We start from the raw sequence: 18,163 nt of genomic DNA, 5'->3' as shown, positions 1-18,163 counted from the left end.
TTTCTTAGGAACCAGTAGCTTCGGTCCAAGGCGAAGCATTTTTCTTGGCGAAGCCACATTCACTCATCGGTTCGCGAGGGGAAGCGGTTACTCCCATGAGCTGAGCCGACCATCGTTAGTGGATCGGTGTCGCGCAGCAAGGAGCCTCATCATGAGTCCAACGAGCCACCTTCCTGAATGGGATCTGCTGCGCAAGCAGGTCGCCGACTTGGCGCGTGAGCTTGCCAAACGGGACCGTGTGCTGCACGAACGAACTCGCCATCTCCACGTGGCTCAAGCCCTTGCTCACTTGGGGAGTTGGGACTGGGACATCGCGAACGGCCCGGTGCACTGGTCGGATGAGCTCTACCGTATATTCGGGTACGAGCCTCAATCACGAGAGGTGACGTTCGACACCTTTGTCTCGGCAATTCTTCCGGACGATCATGACCGGGTCCTGGCGTCGTTCGATGGCGCCTTGGCCGGAGCGTCAACCTATGACATCGAATGCCGGATCGTCCGCCCCGATGGCGAGATACGAACCATTCACTGCTGCGGCGAAGTTGACCGCGACGGCGGCGGGCAGCCCCTTCGTCTGTCCGGAACAGCCTTGGATGTGACCGATCGCAAGCGGGCGGAGTCCGCGCTGCAGCAGCGCGAAGCGCACTTCCGCGCGCTGATCGAGCATTCCTCGGACATCATCACGGTGCTTGATTTGGACGGCACGATTCGGTTTGAAAGCCCCTCCTTCGAACGATTGCTCGGGTACGCGCAACACGAGCTCGACGGGCGGATCGCCTTTGAGTTTGTTCATCAGGAGGATCTTCCCGTTGTGCTGGAAAAGTTCCAGTTGCTCATCCAGCAGCTTGGAATACCTCAAATTGCGGAATTTCGTTTTCGTCACAAGGACGGCTCATGGCGCCATTTCGAAGGAATCGGCCGGGCGGTGTGTGATCCTGAAGGACGATGCAGCGTCATCGTCAACTCACGGGACATCACCGAGCGGAAGTGCACGGAAGCCATGCTACGAACCTCACAAGAAAAACTCCGACAAGCCCTCCATGCGTCAGGGACCGGATTATGGGACTGGAACACAGACACGAAAGAGGTCGTGCTTTCTCGGGAATGGAAACGACAGCTTGGATACGAGGAGACGGAGCTGGCGGACTCATTCGAAACGTGGGAAACGCGGCTGCACCCAGACGATCATGATCGAGCGCTTGCGTATGTGCAGAACTACCTGACAAGCGCTGAGAGCGACTATCGGCAGGAATTCCGACTGCGGCACAAGGATGGGACGTATCGATGGATCGAATCACGAGCCTCCTTTGTTACGGAAGCCGACGGCCGACGGATTCGCCTCCTCGGATCGCATACCGACATTACGGATCGCAAACGGATGGAGGAGACCCTCTCAGTCACCCTCCATGATCTTCAGAACATCACCGAGACCGTTCCCGACATCATGTATACCCTGGATCTCGAGGGGAAGGTCGTCAATTGGAATAAGCACGTCTGGAACATCAGCGGCTATTCCCCCGAAGAATTGATGCATCGTCCGGCGCTGACGTTCGTTCCGGAAGATGAGCGGCCGAAACTTGCGGCGGCTATGCAACAGGTGGTTGAAGCGGGGACCGCGGAAGTTGAATGTCACTTGGTGACGAAAGACGGACGGACGATTCCCTATCACTGGACCGGTGCCGTGCTCAAGGATCGTCGCGGACAGCTCATCGGCATGACCGGTATCGGGCGAGATATTACGGCATTGAAGCACGTTGAAGCGGCCGTGCGGGAGAGCGAAGAACGGTACCGGACGTTGGTGGAGCTTTCCCCGTCAGGCGTCTTCGTCATCTGTGAAGGTCGGACGGTCTACATCAACCGAACCGGGATCTTCATCATAGGCGGGAGAGATCCCAAGGAAATTCTGGATGGATCGATTTTTGAGTTTGTCCATCCGGACTATCATCAAGAAGTCCGTGAGAACATCACACGGTTGCTCGCCGGCGGGGTTTCTGTCCATAGCGCGGAGCGAAAGTATCTCAAGATAGATGGAACATCCGTTCCAGTTCAGGTGGAAGCCGCACGGATCATGTGGAACGGCAAGCCCGCCATTCTTGGCCTGTTTTCCGACATCACGGAACGCAAGCGGGCGGAGGAACGGTTGCGCCAGACCCAATTCGCCATGGATCAGGCAGTGGACGCGATTTACTGGATCGATCCGTACGCCAAGATCCTCTATGCGAATGAGGCCGCCAGCCTCATGGTGGGCTATTCGAGAGACGAGCTCCTCGGCATGACGGTGCATGACCTCAATCCGGACTTTCCGGCGTCCATGTGGCCGGGCTTCTGGGAGGAGACGCGGCGAAACAGGACCATGTCCTTCGAGACCAACCATCGGGCCAAGGATGGGCGGCTCGTCCCGATCGACATTCGCGTCAGTTTCCTCGCTTATGAAGGGCAGGAGTTTCACTGTGCCTTCGTCCGTGACATCACGCAACGCAAGAGAGCAGAAGAAGCCCTGCGGGTGAGCGAAGAACTGGGCCGCGGCATTTTGAATTCATTGTCTGCGCACATCGCCGTGTTGAATCACGAAGGCGCGATTGTGGCCGTCAACGAAGCCTGGAGGCGATTCGCCAGTGCCAACGGGACGGTGCCTTCCTTGAATACAGGAATCGGCATGAACTATCTGGGCATCTGTCGCCAAGTCCTGAAGGAAGACGTATCGACGCAGATGATTCTTGACGGCATCGAAGAGGTCCGCACGGGACGGCAAGGGGCCTTTACCATCGAGTATCCCTGCCATTCAGCCACGGAGCAGCGCTGGTTCGTCCTGCGCGCCACCGCCCTCGCGGGCGACGGGGAAGGAGTCGTGGTTGCCCACGAGGACATCACCGACCGCAAGCGGGCCGAAAAGGCGTTACGGGCGAGCGAGGAGCGCTTCCGATTGCTGGTTGAGGAAGCTCCGCTGGGCATCACGGTACTGGACGGAGAAAAACGGTACGTGAAGGTGAATCAGGCGTTCTGTAAGCTTGTGGGATTCTCTTCGGAGGAGCTCCTCGGACAAACCTATGCGCGCTTCACCCATCCCGACGATCTCTCCAGGAACCTGGCCCTCACTGACGAAATGCACGCCGGCCACCGACAAGGCTATCGTATAGAGAAACGATACGTCCGAAAAGACGGCCAGGCTGTTTGGGTTGTGGTCAACGCCACGCGATTGACTCTTGCGGGGGTCACAGATCATTTCATGGTCGCCATTATCGAGGACATCACCGAGCGTAAGCGGGTGGAAGAAGCGCTACGGTTGACCCAATTCTCCGTGGATAGGGCGGTCGAGGCGGTGTTGTGGGTGGACTCCAGCGCCAGAATTCTCAGCGTCAATGACACCGCGTGCCGAATGTTGGAATACCCGCGCGAAAAGCTGATCGTCATGACGGTGCAGGATATCGATCCAAGCGTGCCGCTAGAACGGTGGCAGGATTATTGGAATAACCTGAAGCAGCAAGGATCGCTCACATTCGAGTCGACCTATCGGTCCCGAACCGGAAGTGTCTTGGAGGCGGAAGTCACCGTCAACTACTTGCAGTATGCGGGCAAAGAATATGGCTGCGCGATTCTGAGGGATGTCGGAGACCGGAAGCGCGCGGAGGCGGAGCTGCACCGCTCCCATACATTCTTGCGACAGGTCATCGACACAGATCCGGACCTCATCTTTGCCAAGGACCGGGAAGGCTGCTTTACGATGGCCAACAAAGCTGTCGCCGATTGGTACGGCACTACGGTGGAAGACCTGATCGGGCAGTCCGACGCTGCGTTCAATAGCAATGCGGAGGAGGTTGAGTTCTTTCGGCAGAACGATCTTGAGGTGATGAATTCCGGGCGGGATCGGTTCATCCCGGAGGAGAGAATCACCGATGCGAGCGGACGAACTCGCTGGGTGCAGACCGTCAAGAGGCCGATTTTCGACGACCACGGGCGGGCTCACATGGTGCTTGGCGCCGCAACCGATATTACAGAACGGAAGCGCATGGAAGAGATGCTCTTGCAACGCGAACGGGATTTGAGCGCGGCCCTTCAAGAGCGGGAACGGATCAGCCAGGATCTCCACGACGGTCTTCTCCAATCGTTGTATGCGGTTGGCCTCGGATTAGAGACGTGCAAGCCGATGATCAGGCAGCAACCGGAACACGTAGCTGGAAAATTTATCAGGACACTCGATCAGGCGATTGGGCAGCTCAACCAAGTGATGGGCGAGGTACGGAATTTTATCGCCGGCCTAGAGTCCCACGTCATACAAGGCGGTGACTTTCCGACCGCTCTGCGAACCATGGTGAAAAGTATGGCGGGTTCTTCTGCGGCCAGATGTATGGTAAGAATCGACAACGCAGCCGCGCGTCGACTTTCAACGGAACACGCGCTTCATATCATTAATATTGTACGGGAGGGGTTAAGTAACGCCTTGCGTCACAGTCGAGCCACACGGATCACCGTGTCGTTTCGAGAGCTCAGCCAGTCGGTTCGTCTTTCCATTACCGATGATGGAGTCGGCTTCAATGCAAGATCGGCTCAAGGAATTGGTTATGGGTTGGCCAACATGGCGGCACGGGCTCAAAAGGTCCATGGGTCGTTTGCGCTGCAGTCAAAACCTTTCAAGGGAACGAAAATCTTGCTCGATCTCCCAAAGGACGCGCACTATGCTCACAACTAAAACTCACACCATTCGAGTGTTGCTCGTCGACGATCATGAAGTCATTCGCGTGGGGCTTCGGACGGTACTTGGCCAAACCCAAGGTGTCACTGTGGTGGGGGAAGCGGGCACGATGGCTGAGGCGGTCCAGCAAACGCAGAAGCTGAAGCCTGACGTGGTCTTGATGGATGTCCGTCTCCCCGACGGCTCCGGGGTTGATGCGTGCCGAGAGATTCTCGGAGCGCTGCCGGGCACACGGGTGATTTTCCTGACATCCTACGCCGACGATGATTCCGTTCTCGCTGCAGTACTCGCCGGGGCGCATGGTTACGTCCTGAAGGAAATCGACTCACCGGGCTTGCTGGAAGCGATCCGTTCGGTCGCCAGGGGCCAATCGATCTTGGATTCCGGTGTGACAGAACGGGCGCTGCGGTGGCTGAGAGGACTGCACGATCTGCCGGCGACTCCGGGCTCAGATCAGCTGTCGTCTCAGGAAGAACGGGTTGTCGCACTGGTAGCCGAGGGGAAGACCAACAAGGAAATCGCAGTTGCTCTGGGCCTCAGCGACAAGACCGTCAAGAACTATTTGGCGAACGTGTTTCAGAAGCTCCGCATCACGCGGCGCGCGCAAGCGGCTGCCTTCTTCGTGAAACGGCAAGGATAGCCCGACAGCATTCGGCTCTACCATTTCTAGGGGCAAAATTCTAGCCTGTAAATAACGTTCATATCTGGGCATTCCTCCCGGATTTCTATAGACTTACCTCAGTTTATTCGGATTCGTAACAACTCTATACACGCAGACCGGAGGTTGTCCCACATGACTGCTGGTCTCTTCCTAGGGTTGATCCTCCTTCTGAGCGCCTCTCTTTGGATAGCAATTCGACATCGCCGCGAAAATGTCTTGAAGTCACGGGTCATTGCGGCGACGAATTGCGGCGTACTGGTGACGGATGCGACGTTTCCACACCATCCCGTCGTCTATGTCAATCCCGCCTTTCTCATACTGACCGGCTTCGCTGAACGCGAGATAGTCGGTCAAACGACGGCGATCTTGAGTGGGCCGGATACCGATCGAGCTTCGATAGAAAAGCTCGCGTTGGCTCTTCAAGACGGAAGTGCCTGCCGAGTGTCTCTGCGCCACTACCGTAAAAACGGCACGTCGTTTTGGAATGAGGTGACGCTGACTCCGGTGGTGGATCAGGCGGGACGGCTGACGTCGGTCATCTGGGTGATGAGTGATGTGTCACACATCCGGCAGCTGGAGGCGGATCTGCACAAGATGCCTTCCCCGACCTTCCTGTGTGATCTCGCCTCAGAAGGAATGTTGGTAACGACCGAGACAAGGGTCGCATATGTCAACAGGACCGGTCTGAAGATTCTCGGAGCCTCGTCGGCCGAACAGCTTATTGGAAAACACTTTTGTGACATCATCCATTGCGACTCTCAGGAGGTCGCACGACCATTGATGGTGCAGATAGAGGCGTCAAGTTATTCGAACAAGACGCTTGAAACGCGATTCCTGCGTCTTGACGGACAGGCCGTTGATGTGGAGTTGTCGGCAGTTCCAATCATGTGGGATGGAAGCGCGTCGTTCCTAGTCTGTTTCTCGGACCTGTCTTGCCGGAAGCGGACTGACATCCAAGGTCCTCACGTTCACAATCCCCTAGGACAAGCGCCTGCGATTGCTGAAATGAATCATTGGGCGTGGGGTCTCGGCCACGGTGCGGAGGTATGGTCGGCCGAGCAATACCGCATCTTTGGGTATGAGCCCGGTTCGGTGCCGACGACATATGAAACCTTTAAGAAGGCCCTTCATCCGGAGGACTGTGATCGTGTTCGCACCCTCGTCGAGGAGACGCTCAGCTCGGATCGTCCATACGACATCGAGTGCAGAATCATCCAGCCCAGGGGCGATATTCGGTTTATCCGCTGCCGCGGAGTCCTCATGCGAGATTCAACAGACCAGGCGATTCGGATGTCTGGAACCATTGAAGACATCACAGACTACAAGCTCGTCGTGACTATGGCAGAGGAGCGAGAGCTTCAATTCAAGACCGCCATGGAATCGGTCCCCAGCGGCATGCTCATGGTTCACCACGACGGAACTATTTCCTTGGTCAACGGGAAGATCGAGCACATGTTCGGCTATGTTCGTGAGGAGTTGTTGGGCCGGCCTGTTGAATGCTTACTGTCTACACGAGGTCGTGTGTGGCAGCAGGACCTCCGTGCCAATAGCCGTTCAACCTCTTCATCGAGCAGTAGGGAGGCAGGTCTGGAATTGCACGGAGTTCGAAAGGACGGCTCGGAATTCCCGATCGAGGTCGCCTTTCATCCCATCCATCTGTCGTCAGGAACGTCGTTCTTAGTCACGATTGTCGAGATGGGGCCGGTCAATCCATTGGCCGGCGCTATGGCGCACGAGTTTAACAACAGTCTTACGGCCGTACTGGGCTTTAGTGAGTTGGCACTGGCATTGATTCCGACCGAGAGCAAAGCTCATCGCCATATCGGACAGGTCATCACGGCGGGGCGAAAAGCCCGCGAGCTGGCGCAGCAGATTCGCCGAAGCATGACACGCTCCTTGCCGTATCCGGTATCCGCCGCTCCGCCGACGCATGTTGATCAGGAACCATCGCTGTTACAGATAGAGGTGTCGGATGCCGTCGGTCCTCGTCGTTGATGATCAAGACCAGGTTCGCCAGCTCATACGGGAAGCTCTGGAGCAGGCAGGCTATGAGGTTGAGGAGGCTCGTGATGGGAAAGAGGGACTCGAACGGTATCGGGCCAGATCGGCCGATCTTGTCATCATGGATATTCTCATGCCCGACCAAGATGGATTAGAGGGTATCATGAGGCTTCGGCGGGAGTTTCCTAATTCTCGTGTCATTGCCATGACAGGCGGAAGCGAAGCGATCGGCGTCCTCAATTTCTTGGATGTCGCAAAGATGCTTGGAGCTCGACGGACTCTTCAGAAACCATTCGAGCTGAAGGTTCTTCTAGACACGGTTGCTGAGGAAATGATCCCCTAAACGGTCTGCCGCGCAGATTCCCCCTTTCTTCCCATTGACATCACATCACGGTCCCGTCAGACTCTCCCCCTTGTTTTGTCCTCATCCTTGTCATGAGACTCCTCAACCTGTTTCTTGGGACTCTGGTTACCGTCGTCGGGTTCTGGCTCATCTGGGGAACCGTGTCTCCATTCCTCGTGCTTGGATGGGGCTTGGTCGTAGGGGTGTTTCTATGGTTGAAGGCGGAATCGATCACGGAAATATGGGCATGGTCGACCTTGTTGCTCGGCCTGGAGAGCTTTGCTTGGCCATTGGTGTTGATGATTCAAATGAAGGGCACTTCGGACGCACTTCCTGAAGCCGAGATGGGGACGATTCTTTCAGCCGTGGTGTTGGGTCTCTTTTCATCGGTGTTTTGGGTCTCGTTTTCTTATGGGCTGTTCAGCCGAGCACGCAGGGAGCGTCAGGGTCTGTCCGGAGAGAAATCAGCAGCAGTGCCGACGTCCCGGGCAACCAAGAAAAAGAAAGTCGTGTAACGCTATCCAGTCTCAACTGGATCGACGTCGACGGTAAATTTGATCCGTCCCTTGTGATACTCTCGCTCCATGTGCTGGACAGAGTCATGGATCCTGCGACTGAGTATACCGAGATCGGTCGCTTTGACCAGCATGCGATGGTGATGATGACCGGAGGGCCGCCCGCTTATTGCCGGCACCGGCCCTAACACGACGACAGGCTCCTGATTGCAGGCAGGTTGTCCAAGCTCCGCGCCCCAGTGCTTGGCCGCTTCTTCGACAATCTTCGCGTCTTTTCCGGTGATCGAAAGATCGGCCAAGTGACAGACTGGCGGATAATTCAGTAGCTGACGCGCAGTGAATTCTTCATCATAGAACTGACCAGGATTTGCTGATAGCACGGCCTGCACGGCATGATGTGCCGGGAGCCGCGTCTGTAAGATGACTCGACCCCCGGCGGATGCCGGACGGGCCAGGCTTACGGCATCCACCAGCAGGTGATAGGTCCGTTCCGCTGCTCGAAAGTCTGAAACGTGTAACCCGGAATCTGCTTGAAGGATCCCGACCAATTCCTGCTGAGGCAGTGGCTCCCGGCCAAACAAGGCTTGCGTCCCAATCAGAATATCCCAGGCCCCTGATCTCACACGTTCCCATAGAGAACGAGCGGAAGTAGGACGGCCGAGTGTATCGCCATCGAGCCGCACAAGCCGGGCATGTGGAAACAAGCGATGAGCTTCGGCTTCAACCCTCTCAGTACCGTCTCCAAGGGGATTCACACGAGATGCACGGCACAAGGGGCAGACATCCGGCAACCCATCCGCGCACCCACAGTAGCGACATGTCAGGCTGCCGGCTTCCCGGTAATATGTGAGCGGCACAGCACAGGAGGGGCAGCGGGGCACCCAGCCGCAGTCTCGGCACACCAGGGTTCTGGCATAACCTTTCCTATTGAGAAACAACAGGATCTTGGCATGGTTCTCGAGCGCTTCCCGCATCGCCAAGATGAGTTTTTGGCTGAGCAAGGTTCCTCTTGGTTCATTGCGGAGGTCGACGAGCTCAATGTGAGGCTGCGGACTATCATCTTGTGGAACGTGATACATCTCGGCTGCGGTGTCGAACCGCGACTCAAGGGATGGATGAGCCGATGCGAGGACAAGGAGCGCCTGCTCACTTTCAGCTCGCAAACCAGCCACCTCCCGGGCATGATAACGGGGCTCTTGAGGTTCTTTGAGCGCCGGATCTTCCTCTCCGTCTACCCAAATCAGTCCGATGGATCGAAGAGGGGCAAAGACAGCTGAGCGGGTCCCCACGACAATCGATGGAGTGGGTCCTTGCCCCGGTTGCCATCGGTCGAATCTTGAAGATGAGTATGCGAGAGTAATCGGAAGTCCCGTGAGAGTTGAGAGCAGGTTTTTCAACCACACCGCCCTCGCTATCTCGCCGCAGAGAACAATGGTAGACCGCTCCATTGCGTGCGTCTGTTGAATGGCGTCGGCAAGCCTTCTGATTCGATGCTGCCATGGAGCATGAAGAACGATTTTCCTCATGCGGTGACTTTGCAGACAATGGGCAACGTGAGTTTCCCAGGAAGAATCCACCTCAGGAAGCTTTTCTGTAGGCAGAAGAGTCTGCATCGGCGTTCTGCGATCCTGTTCGTCCGCCACGAGTTTCCCACGCCGCTTTGGTGGACCGATCTCGGCGTTGTTTGAAGGCACGAGCGTTATCCACGACTTTTTGATGAGGGCATCGATCGTCCGCGAGGCGGCGCGCTGACGAGTCGGTTGAAGAGTAGACGACGATATTCCCGTAGCTCGTCGTGCAATTCGCCTGAGAGTCGGCGCCAGGAGATCGGGGCAACTCTCGGTCGCCAATGCCTCGTGACCCTGCTGGGTGGCAACGTATCGTGTAGGTGAGGTTTTCTTTATTGCCGTCGGCGGAAATACAAGCCGGAGACACTGACCCCAGGGTGCAACGTAGTAGGTTGCAATCTTGCGGGATAGTTCGAGCAGTCCGGGAGGGAGTGTCGAATCTTGTCCGTCCTGAACGAGCGAGCGGACTTCTTTGAGGACACCGCCCTTCATCTCGACGGAAAGGTGATTGCTCAACGAGATCACGACCCCTTCCAGCACCACTCGTCCAAACGGCACCAGTACACGGCTTCCTATTTCAAGGGTTCTGGTCAAGGTGGGAGGCACGAGATACGTGAATGCCTTAGCAATATGACGAGGAACGATGACGTCAGCATACAATGCCTCCGTTCGACGAAGGAGGCTCGAGGGACTATCCAAACCCATGCCGCATTCTAACAGTGTGGGAATATGAAGGACACCGAGTATACCGGTATCCTTGGTCAGGAAAGTTCCGGTGAGCGAGGGCGAAGAGTGAGGGGAACTCGGATGTAGGTGAATCTCACTTAAAATCGATTGATCCTACTCCGTAGGTGTCCCGGTGCCTGGTTGCTGCTGAGGAGTGTCTTGTTTGTTGATCTCTGTCGAAATAGAGCCACTCGCATTGGTGGCACCCGACCCGTCCTTGACGGAAGCCTGCGAAGAATCGCCCACGGACAAGGTCCCCCGGCTAAGGGAACCACCCGTATCCGAAGCAGGGGTGAACGGCTGGTCGCTACTATCTCGTGCGCTCAAACTGGAGGGATTGGCCCCCAGCGGTGGCACGTGAGTCTGAACATCAAGCTTGGAGGCCGGGGGACCACTTTCGGAGGTATGGAGAACAATCTCCACACGCCGATTCTTGGTGCGGCCTTCCTCGACCGCATTCGTGGCGGTCGGCTTGGTATCGCCGAGTCCCACCGCGCTGATCCGGGCCGAGTCCACGCCGCCCTTCTCCACGAGATAGCGGAGAACACCGTTTGCGCGCACTCTGGACAACTCCCAATTGCTGGGATACCGCGACTTGAGCGAAGGGCCGATCTCCACACTATCCGTATGACCTTCGATTCGGATCATCCTCGTGTCTCCGCTAGTACGCAAGTATTCGATCAACTGATCAAGAACTTTGTAACTCTCGTATGTAATGGCTGCGTCCCCAGAGTCGTAGTGCAGGAATTTGGCTAGTTCCCCAAGGTTGAGACGGCTTTGTCCGGACGCATCTTGCACTTTCAGTCTGCTGGCTATCAGATCGGCCGGGACTGTTTCACTGGCCTGGGGTGCGGGTGATGCCGGGATCGCGGCGACGGGCGGAATGGTGAGTGCAGAATGTCCCACGAGCTTGAACCGATCCCCTTTCATGACACGGGTGTTGGCCTTGAGAACTTTCGCGGCTGCCGTATGTGGTTCCGTCGACAGCACCTTGAGTTGGCCGATCTTTCGTGGAGGGAGTCCGGCGCTATGACGGTGGATATCTATAAGATCGCCGGTCTTGAGTCCATCTTCCCTTCCTCGATCCAGGTATACGACATTGTATTGTGAAACCAGTGTCATCGGCCGGTCGGCCTGAAGTTCGACGATCATGCCCTCGAGGTCGGACACGTCCGACACGGGGTTCATGTCTACGTCTGTGGTCGGAGGAACAAACCGCGCGACCGGGTCTCCAGGGGAAATCGGTCCGTAGCTGAGAACAGCCTCTGCGGTTGTGAGGGCGTGGTCAGCGGCAGTCACCTTCACGACCGCCGAACGATTCACGACAAAACCCAGGTATTCCCTGGTCACGGGATGGAATACCTTGCGAACCCGCCTGTACACGGTAAAGAGGTCGCCAACGGCTACCTCTGCCGGGTTATTCAGTTTCAGGTAGAGGGAATCCCGCTTACCCAGAAGCATTCGATTGCCCGAAGATTGATTATCACCTGTGATCAAGTTCACGGTTCCATCGATGGGGGAGCTTTTCTGGATGGCGCCGGTGGAAAAGGCAAGCGCGCCATCGGTAACCCTGACGGAATCGAGGTCTGGGGTTTGTGCGAGTGCGTTATCCATCGAAAGGCCGATGCCCGAACACAGAACCAAGATCAGAGACGTCAAGGTTTTCATAGATAGATTCCTTTTCGAGCTAGTGCTACTTAAAAACCATAGCAAAAGGCGCTGTGTTGTCAAGAATTTGAGCTTGATTGGCACGAGTTTGACGAGCATTTCCTGCCGGTGTTAACGTATGAGCCTGCGCATGTCTGTCCGGAGGAATATTGGCTCAGCCATGAATGGTCATGAAAAAGGGGGGCAGCGTCTCGAGCCGTTCCGTGAGAAGGGACGACTCGAAACACAGATCCATCGGCGACGGAAGATCAAAGCGCTTTCTCCCTTGGAACTAGAATGGGAGAGTCCCAATCCTCCCGTTAGGGCGAGCGACAACGCAGCAGTGACCCCTGGCTCCATGCCAGGTTGCGAGCGAGAGGAAGAGCCTCACCACTCAACCGTCACACCACTCTCAGACCGTCATACCTAGGGCTTTCGGGTCGGCTGAAATTAGGTCCTTTGTTCGCTTGCTATCCCCGAGAGCAGGGCACTAAGATTCCACCTGTCAGATTTAGAATACCCTTTCCAGGTCAATGCCTTGTGAGACAAAAGTAAATGAGCGGAACCGAAATTCTTTTCGAGTATCTGACACGATTTTTCCCGGTCTTTCTGTTTATCTTCGTGACGCTGGTTTTTGGAGTGTTGACCTTGCTCATCAGTTATTTTGTGCAGCCCAGGTACCCAGAACCTGAAAAGTTATCGACCTACGAATGCGGATCCGAACCATTTTCTGACGCCCGTATGCCGTTCCCTGTTCGGTACTACATTTTTGCGATGTTGTTTGTCATCTTCGATATCGAAGTCATCTTTCTCTACCCGTGGGCGGTGGTCTTCACCAAGATCGGGGTGATTGGGCTGATCGAAATGCTGATCTTTATCGGGCTGTTCATCGTGGCGTACGTGTATGCCTGGCGAAAAGGCGCATTGGAATGGGACTGAGGGTTGTATGGGACTGATCCAACTGGGACGCCATGACAAAGACGGGGCTCCTGACGTCATTACAGGGTCTCTGGAAAAGGCCGTCAACTGGGCCAGGAAGGGCTCTCTCTGGCCTATGACCTTCGGACTTGCCTGCTGTGCCATCGAGATGATGGCGGCTGTCTCCTCGCGGTACGACATGGACCGGTTCGGGGCGGGAGTATTTCGGGGTTCTCCGCGGCAGTCGGATTTGATGATCGTTGCCGGTACGGTGTGTCGTCGGATGGCGCCGGTGATTCGAAAAATCTACGACCAAATGCCGGAACCCAAGTATGTAATTGCGATGGGGTCCTGTGCCACTTCCGGGAACATCTACGACAGCTATCCCGTTGTGCAGGGGGTCGATCGGTTCATTCCCGTCGACATCTATGTGCCCGGCTGCCCTCCGACTCCAGAGGCTCTCTTGGACGGTATTCTGAAGCTGCAAGAGCGCATCATGCAAAAGCGTGTGTTTGTGACTCAACCGGAACAGGTCAAGGCCAATTTAAAGGTCTGACACGTGAGTATGCATCCATTATTGCAGCGGATTCAGCAGACGTTTTCGGCCGGAATCACCGGCTTGACTGAATGGCGAGGCGATGTGGCCGTGACGGTCTCCCGGGACAAGCTTCACGAGGTCGCTCAATTTCTGCACGACGATCCCGGGATGGATTTTGACTATATCGTTCATGTGAGCTCAGTGGACTGGCCAGACGACGAAGAGCGATTCGAGGTCGTATGGGAATTCTACTCGATCCGGAAGCGGCAGCGTATCCGGCTCAAGACTCGGGTACCTGAAGCGGATTGTGTGGTTGACTCCTTGACGGATCTTTGGAAAGGCGCCGACTTCATGGAGCGTGAAGTGTTCGATATGATGGGGATCCGATTCCGAAATCATCCGGACCTCCGCCGCATTCTCATGCCGGATGACTATACCGAGGGCTACCCTCTGCGGAAAGATTTTCCACTGCGTGGCAAGGGCTGGCGGGACACGTTTGAATTCCTGGATGAAGTCCCGAGGTAGGATTGGGCGTAGTTATGGCATTCGAAGACCAACGAACGACCGTCTATAAGATCCACCCGGAGCATCCGGAAAGCGAGACGCTTCCGACCTTGCGAACCGAGGAACTTCTGCTCAACATGGGACCTCAACACCCCAGTACGCACGGTGTTCTCAAGGTGATCTTGGAGTTGGAGGGGGAGCGGCTGGTGAAATCCACGCCCGTGATGGGGTATCTCCATCGTGGAGTAGAAAAACTCGCGGAAGACGGTACTTATCATCAGTTCATTCCCCATACGGATCGGTTGGACTATGTCTGTGCGATGTACAACAACTTTGCCTATTGCCGCGCCGTTGAAAAGCTCTTGAACCTGCAAGTGCCGGAGCGAGCGGAGTATCTTCGGACGATTGTCGCGGAAGTCCAGCGCATCATCGGGCATCAATTTTGGCTGAGCGCCCAGGCGCTTGACATCGGCGCCATGACCGTCTTTTTTTATTGTTTTCGCGACCGGGAGATCCTGCTCGATTGGTTCGACGAGCTGTGCGGAGCCCGTCTCACGACCAGCTGGTACCGAATCGGCGGGGTTGAACGCGACTTGAGCCCTTCATTGATCGATAAGCTCAAACAGTTTCTGGACTATTTCCCGCCGAAGATCGACGAGTATCAGGTGTTTCTCGAAAAAAATCGCATTTGGCTGGGGCGCACCAAAGGGGTAGCCGTCATCTCTGCGGAAGATGCTGTAAATTTTGGGCTGAGCGGACCGGTTCTCCGAGGGTCCGGCGTGGATTATGACCTTCGCAAGTACGAGCCCTATAGCGCCTATCCAAAGTGTGAGTTCAGTGTACCCGTCGGAAAAAACGGTGATACGTACGATCGCTATTGGATTCGGGTGATGGAACTCTACGAGAGCGTCAAGATCATTCGGCAATGTCTTGAACAAATGCAGGATGGGCCGATCATGGCGGATGCTCCGAGCGTCACGCTGCCGCCGAAAGAACGGGTCTTCACAAACCTGGAGTCGATGATCCAACAGTTCAAGCTCTTTTCGCAAGGATTCGACGCTCCCCCCGGGGAAATCTACTGTGGGACTGAGGCGCACAAAGGTGAGCTGGGCTTTTACATCGTCAGTACGGGAGGAGGAAAGCCGTATCGGCTGAAGATTCGCGCCCCCTCTTTCATCCATATGGGCGCGTTCGATCATATGGCCAGGGGCTACATGATTTCGGATGCCTGTACGATCTTTGGGACGTACGATGTCGTGATGGGTGAGTGCGATCGGTGAGTTATGGGGCGTCGGTGTTGTGAGATCGGATTGTTAGGCCAACGCTAAGAACCGGGACATTCAGGACAGGAACCAAACATGGGACTCAAGCCGGCTACGAATCCCGACGTGGAAGCAGCAACGATCGAGCTGAGCATCGACGGCAAAGCCGTGACAGCGAAGGACGGGGTGTCGCTCTACGACGTCATTTCCATGACCGGCAAGATCATCCCGGCCATGTGCTACCACTATACGTTCGATCCGTTCGGCTCTTGCGGCATGTGTCTCGTGATGCAAGAAGGGAAAAAGGCCCCCGTTCGGTCTTGCACGGCCAAGGCGGCAGCGGGAATGGTGATCCGTACCGAAGGAGAAGATCTGTTCCTCGCCCGCAAGAAAGCCGTCGAGAAGCATCTGTCCGTGCATCCCCTCGATTGTCCGGTGTGCGACGCAGACGGCCATTGCGAACTGCAGGACATGGCCTTCCAGCACGGTGTGACCAACCTGGCCAATGCCAAGCAAAAATTCATTCCGGAAGATACGCGTAGTCCGGTGCTCGATTTCAACATGAATCGCTGCATTGCCTGTGCGGAATGCATCAATGTCTGTAAGGATGTGTTGATGATCGACGCCTTACAGTTCATGAAAAAGGGCGGGTTCAACCAAGTGGTCCCCAAAGGGGACCTGGCCCTCGATTGCGAATTCTGCGGAGACTGCTTGGCGGTGTGCCCTGTCGGCGCCATCACAAACAAGTTTTCCAAGTATCTGTATAAGCCTTGGCAGATGAAGAAGACGACGACGACCTGCAATTACTGCGGAGACGGCTGTCAAATGTACTTGGAAACGAAAGACGCGGAAGTGGTCCGCGTGACGTCGCCGTTATCCTGGAAGAACAAATGGGGAGACCGTTCGGACACAGCCAAGGGTCATGGGGGCCTGTGTGTGCGGGGACGCTTTGGATTCGAGAGTCTGGACAGTCAAAGCCGGCTCGTACACCCGTTGGTTCGTGAAGGCGGCCGGCTCGTCGAAAAGCCCTGGCTCGAAACGATGCATCTGCTCGTGGATCGCGTGACTGACATTAAGCGCAAGCACGGCGCCGATGCCATTGCCGGTCTCGTGACGGCACGCTGCACGAACGAGGAACTGTATCTGTTTCAAAAGCTGATGCGCACAGCCTTTGGAACCAACCAGCTTGATAGCAGTGCCCGCTATGGGCATATGAATTTTGTGCTCGCGTCGAGGCATGCCGTCGGACTGGGGAGAACTCCGAACGATTGGGAAGATCTGACGAAGGCGAAGGCGATTCTGATCATCGGTTCCAACATCACCGAGACGAACCCATTGACGGCCGTGCGCATCAAAGAAGCCATGCGGGTGTACAAGGCTCAAGTGGTGACGCTCGACAGCGCTATTACGAATATTGCCAAGTTGGCCTCGCACCCGTTTTTGATTAAGCCTGGAACTGAGGGCGCGGTGATCGATGGGTTGGTCAAAGCGACGATCGACCAGGATTTGGTGGATGAAGAAACCGTGGGGAGGCACCCCAAAGCGTTTGAAGCACTCAAGAGCGCCGTGGCGAATGTCTCGTTGGAGCAGCTGTCGGCTCAAACCGGTCTGGCAGCGGAGGCTTTCAGAGATATTGCCGCGATTATTGCTGAATCGCCGAGGTCCATCATCCTGTGTGCGGAAGGGATTGTCAGAAGGACGAATGGCTACCAGAACGTCTTGAAGCTGATGGATCTAGCCTGGATCACCGGGAAACTTGGTCGACCGGGGTGTGGTGTGAATACGGTGACGGAGGAGCCGAACGAACAAGGGGCCGTGGATATGGGCGCAGTCCCCGAGTTCTTCCCGGGACAGGCCCGGTTTGATGACCCCGACGTGCGTGAACGTTTCGCCAAGGCATGGGACGCGTCGCTTCCTCCTGTCGGGTCAGGTGCCAATCTGGTCGAAATTTTGAAGCGGTGCAAAAGCGGACAGATTAAGGCGTTGTACGTGTTGGGTGAAAATCCGCTCGCGACCCTGCCGGCCTCGATGGAGATACGAGCCGCGCTCGAGCGTCTGGAACTGTTGATCGTGCAGGATCCATTTTTGACGGACACAGCGAAGCTGGGTCATTTCGTGCTTCCGGCCTGCACCTATGCGGAAAAGGACGGCACATTTACGAACTTCGAAGGTCGCGTTCTTCGCGTCAGGCAGGCGATGGATCCGCTTGGAGAGAGTTTGCCGGACTGGCACATCATGACGGCCCTTGCCAATGCCATGGAATGTCGATGGGAATACCAATCGGCAAACGACATTCAAAGCGAGATCATGAAACTATTGCCCGGATATTATAATCTCGGCCAGCCTCGCAAGGTCACGCCCGTGCCCGATCAGTGTTTGTCGAACGGTTATGCAACGGAGGTGAAGGCTCGTTACCGCCCGACTCCGGTATCAGCGGAGCCCACGCGTCCTTTTGCGCTGTTGATGGGGCAGTTGTTGATGCATTCGGGAAAATTGTCGACGCAAGCGGCCGGGCTGATCAAGATCGCACCGAACACCGGAAAGTTACGGATGAATATACGGGATATGGAACGCTTGGGATTGGAAGACGGCGCGAAGGTACGGCTGACCTCGGACCGTGGCTCATTGCAACTCGGCGTGCAGCCCGATCAGTCCATTGCGCCGGGCACGTGCTTTTTCCCGGAGCATTTCAATGAACCGCCGGTGAAGGACTTGATGACCGTCTCGGTCGATGCCACGACCGGTGTCCCGTCGTTCAAGCAGATCTGGGTAAGTGTTGAGCAGGCGTAA

Annotated in this window: 13 protein-coding genes; 11 read left to right on the top strand and 2 right to left on the bottom strand. The window is 56.0% G+C overall.

The features are described 5' to 3' along the window. Positions 1 to 151: 151 nt before the first annotated feature. The 5 genes from H8K03_11410 to H8K03_11390 all read left to right on the top strand — a co-directional run bounded on the left by H8K03_11410 (position 152) and on the right by H8K03_11390 (position 8,210). A complete protein-coding gene (locus H8K03_11410; GenBank protein ID UVT18449.1) occupies positions 152 to 4,687 on the top strand; it encodes a PAS domain S-box protein in 4,536 nt (1,511 codons plus the stop codon). Further along, entirely contained in the window at positions 4,674 to 5,330 is a 657-nt protein-coding gene (locus tag H8K03_11405; GenBank protein UVT18448.1) for a response regulator transcription factor, read from the top strand. The genes H8K03_11410 and H8K03_11405 overlap by 14 nt, the downstream gene beginning before the upstream one ends. 153 nt (positions 5,331 to 5,483) lie before the next feature. After that, on the top strand, positions 5,484 to 7,346 hold the full coding sequence (locus H8K03_11400) for a PAS domain-containing protein (protein UVT18447.1): 1,863 nt from the start codon (positions 5,484 to 5,486) through the stop codon (positions 7,344 to 7,346). After that, positions 7,324 to 7,695 (top strand): response regulator, encoded by a 372-nt coding sequence (locus H8K03_11395; GenBank protein ID UVT18446.1) that lies wholly within the window; start codon positions 7,324 to 7,326, stop codon positions 7,693 to 7,695. Before H8K03_11400 ends, H8K03_11395 begins: the two co-directional genes overlap by 23 nt. A gap of 92 nt (positions 7,696 to 7,787) precedes the next feature. After that, complete coding sequence (locus H8K03_11390) at positions 7,788 to 8,210, top strand: hypothetical protein (protein UVT18445.1); 423 nt, start codon at positions 7,788 to 7,790, stop codon at positions 8,208 to 8,210. 2 nt (positions 8,211 to 8,212) lie between these two features. Here the strand turns inward: H8K03_11390 and priA are convergent, their stop codons facing one another. Both priA and H8K03_11380 read right to left on the bottom strand, forming a co-directional pair. After that, the gene (gene priA, locus H8K03_11385) at positions 8,213 to 10,483 is read right to left on the bottom strand and encodes a primosomal protein N' (protein UVT18444.1); all 2,271 of its coding nucleotides are present in this window, start codon (positions 10,481 to 10,483) and stop codon (positions 8,213 to 8,215) included. A 135-nt stretch (positions 10,484 to 10,618) separates the two neighbouring features. Next, positions 10,619 to 12,172, bottom strand: coding sequence for an OmpA family protein (locus tag H8K03_11380; protein UVT18443.1), 1,554 nt, complete (start codon positions 12,170 to 12,172; stop codon positions 10,619 to 10,621). 130 nt (positions 12,173 to 12,302) lie between these two features. Here H8K03_11380 and H8K03_11375 point away from each other — a divergent pair, with 130 nt between their 5' ends. The 6 genes from H8K03_11375 (at position 12,303) to H8K03_11350 (ending at position 18,163) form a co-directional block, all read left to right on the top strand. Further along, on the top strand, positions 12,303 to 12,581 hold the full coding sequence (locus tag H8K03_11375; protein UVT18442.1) for a hypothetical protein: 279 nt from the start codon (positions 12,303 to 12,305) through the stop codon (positions 12,579 to 12,581). A 125-nt stretch (positions 12,582 to 12,706) separates the two neighbouring features. Further along, positions 12,707 to 13,090, top strand: a complete 384-nt coding sequence (gene ndhC, locus H8K03_11370) for an NADH-quinone oxidoreductase subunit A (GenBank protein UVT18441.1) — start codon at positions 12,707 to 12,709, stop codon at positions 13,088 to 13,090. 7 nt (positions 13,091 to 13,097) lie between these two features. Continuing rightward, positions 13,098 to 13,625: an NADH-quinone oxidoreductase subunit B gene (locus H8K03_11365; protein ID UVT18440.1), complete on the top strand. Its 528-nt coding sequence runs from the start codon at positions 13,098 to 13,100 to the stop codon at positions 13,623 to 13,625. A gap of 9 nt (positions 13,626 to 13,634) precedes the next feature. Continuing rightward, positions 13,635 to 14,132 (top strand): NADH-quinone oxidoreductase subunit C, encoded by a 498-nt coding sequence (locus H8K03_11360; GenBank protein ID UVT22453.1) that lies wholly within the window; start codon positions 13,635 to 13,637, stop codon positions 14,130 to 14,132. A 116-nt stretch (positions 14,133 to 14,248) separates the two neighbouring features. Further along, complete coding sequence (gene nuoD, locus H8K03_11355; GenBank protein ID UVT22452.1) at positions 14,249 to 15,391, top strand: NADH dehydrogenase (quinone) subunit D; 1,143 nt, start codon at positions 14,249 to 14,251, stop codon at positions 15,389 to 15,391. A 78-nt stretch (positions 15,392 to 15,469) separates the two neighbouring features. Next, the gene (locus H8K03_11350) at positions 15,470 to 18,163 is read left to right on the top strand and encodes a molybdopterin-dependent oxidoreductase (GenBank protein ID UVT18439.1); all 2,694 of its coding nucleotides are present in this window, start codon (positions 15,470 to 15,472) and stop codon (positions 18,161 to 18,163) included.

The organism is Nitrospira sp. (assembly GCA_024760545.1).
GTDB lineage: Bacteria > Nitrospirota > Nitrospiria > Nitrospirales > Nitrospiraceae > Nitrospira_D.
Note: the sequence above shows the minus strand (reverse complement) of the source record. Positions and strands in the feature narration are given on the sequence as shown.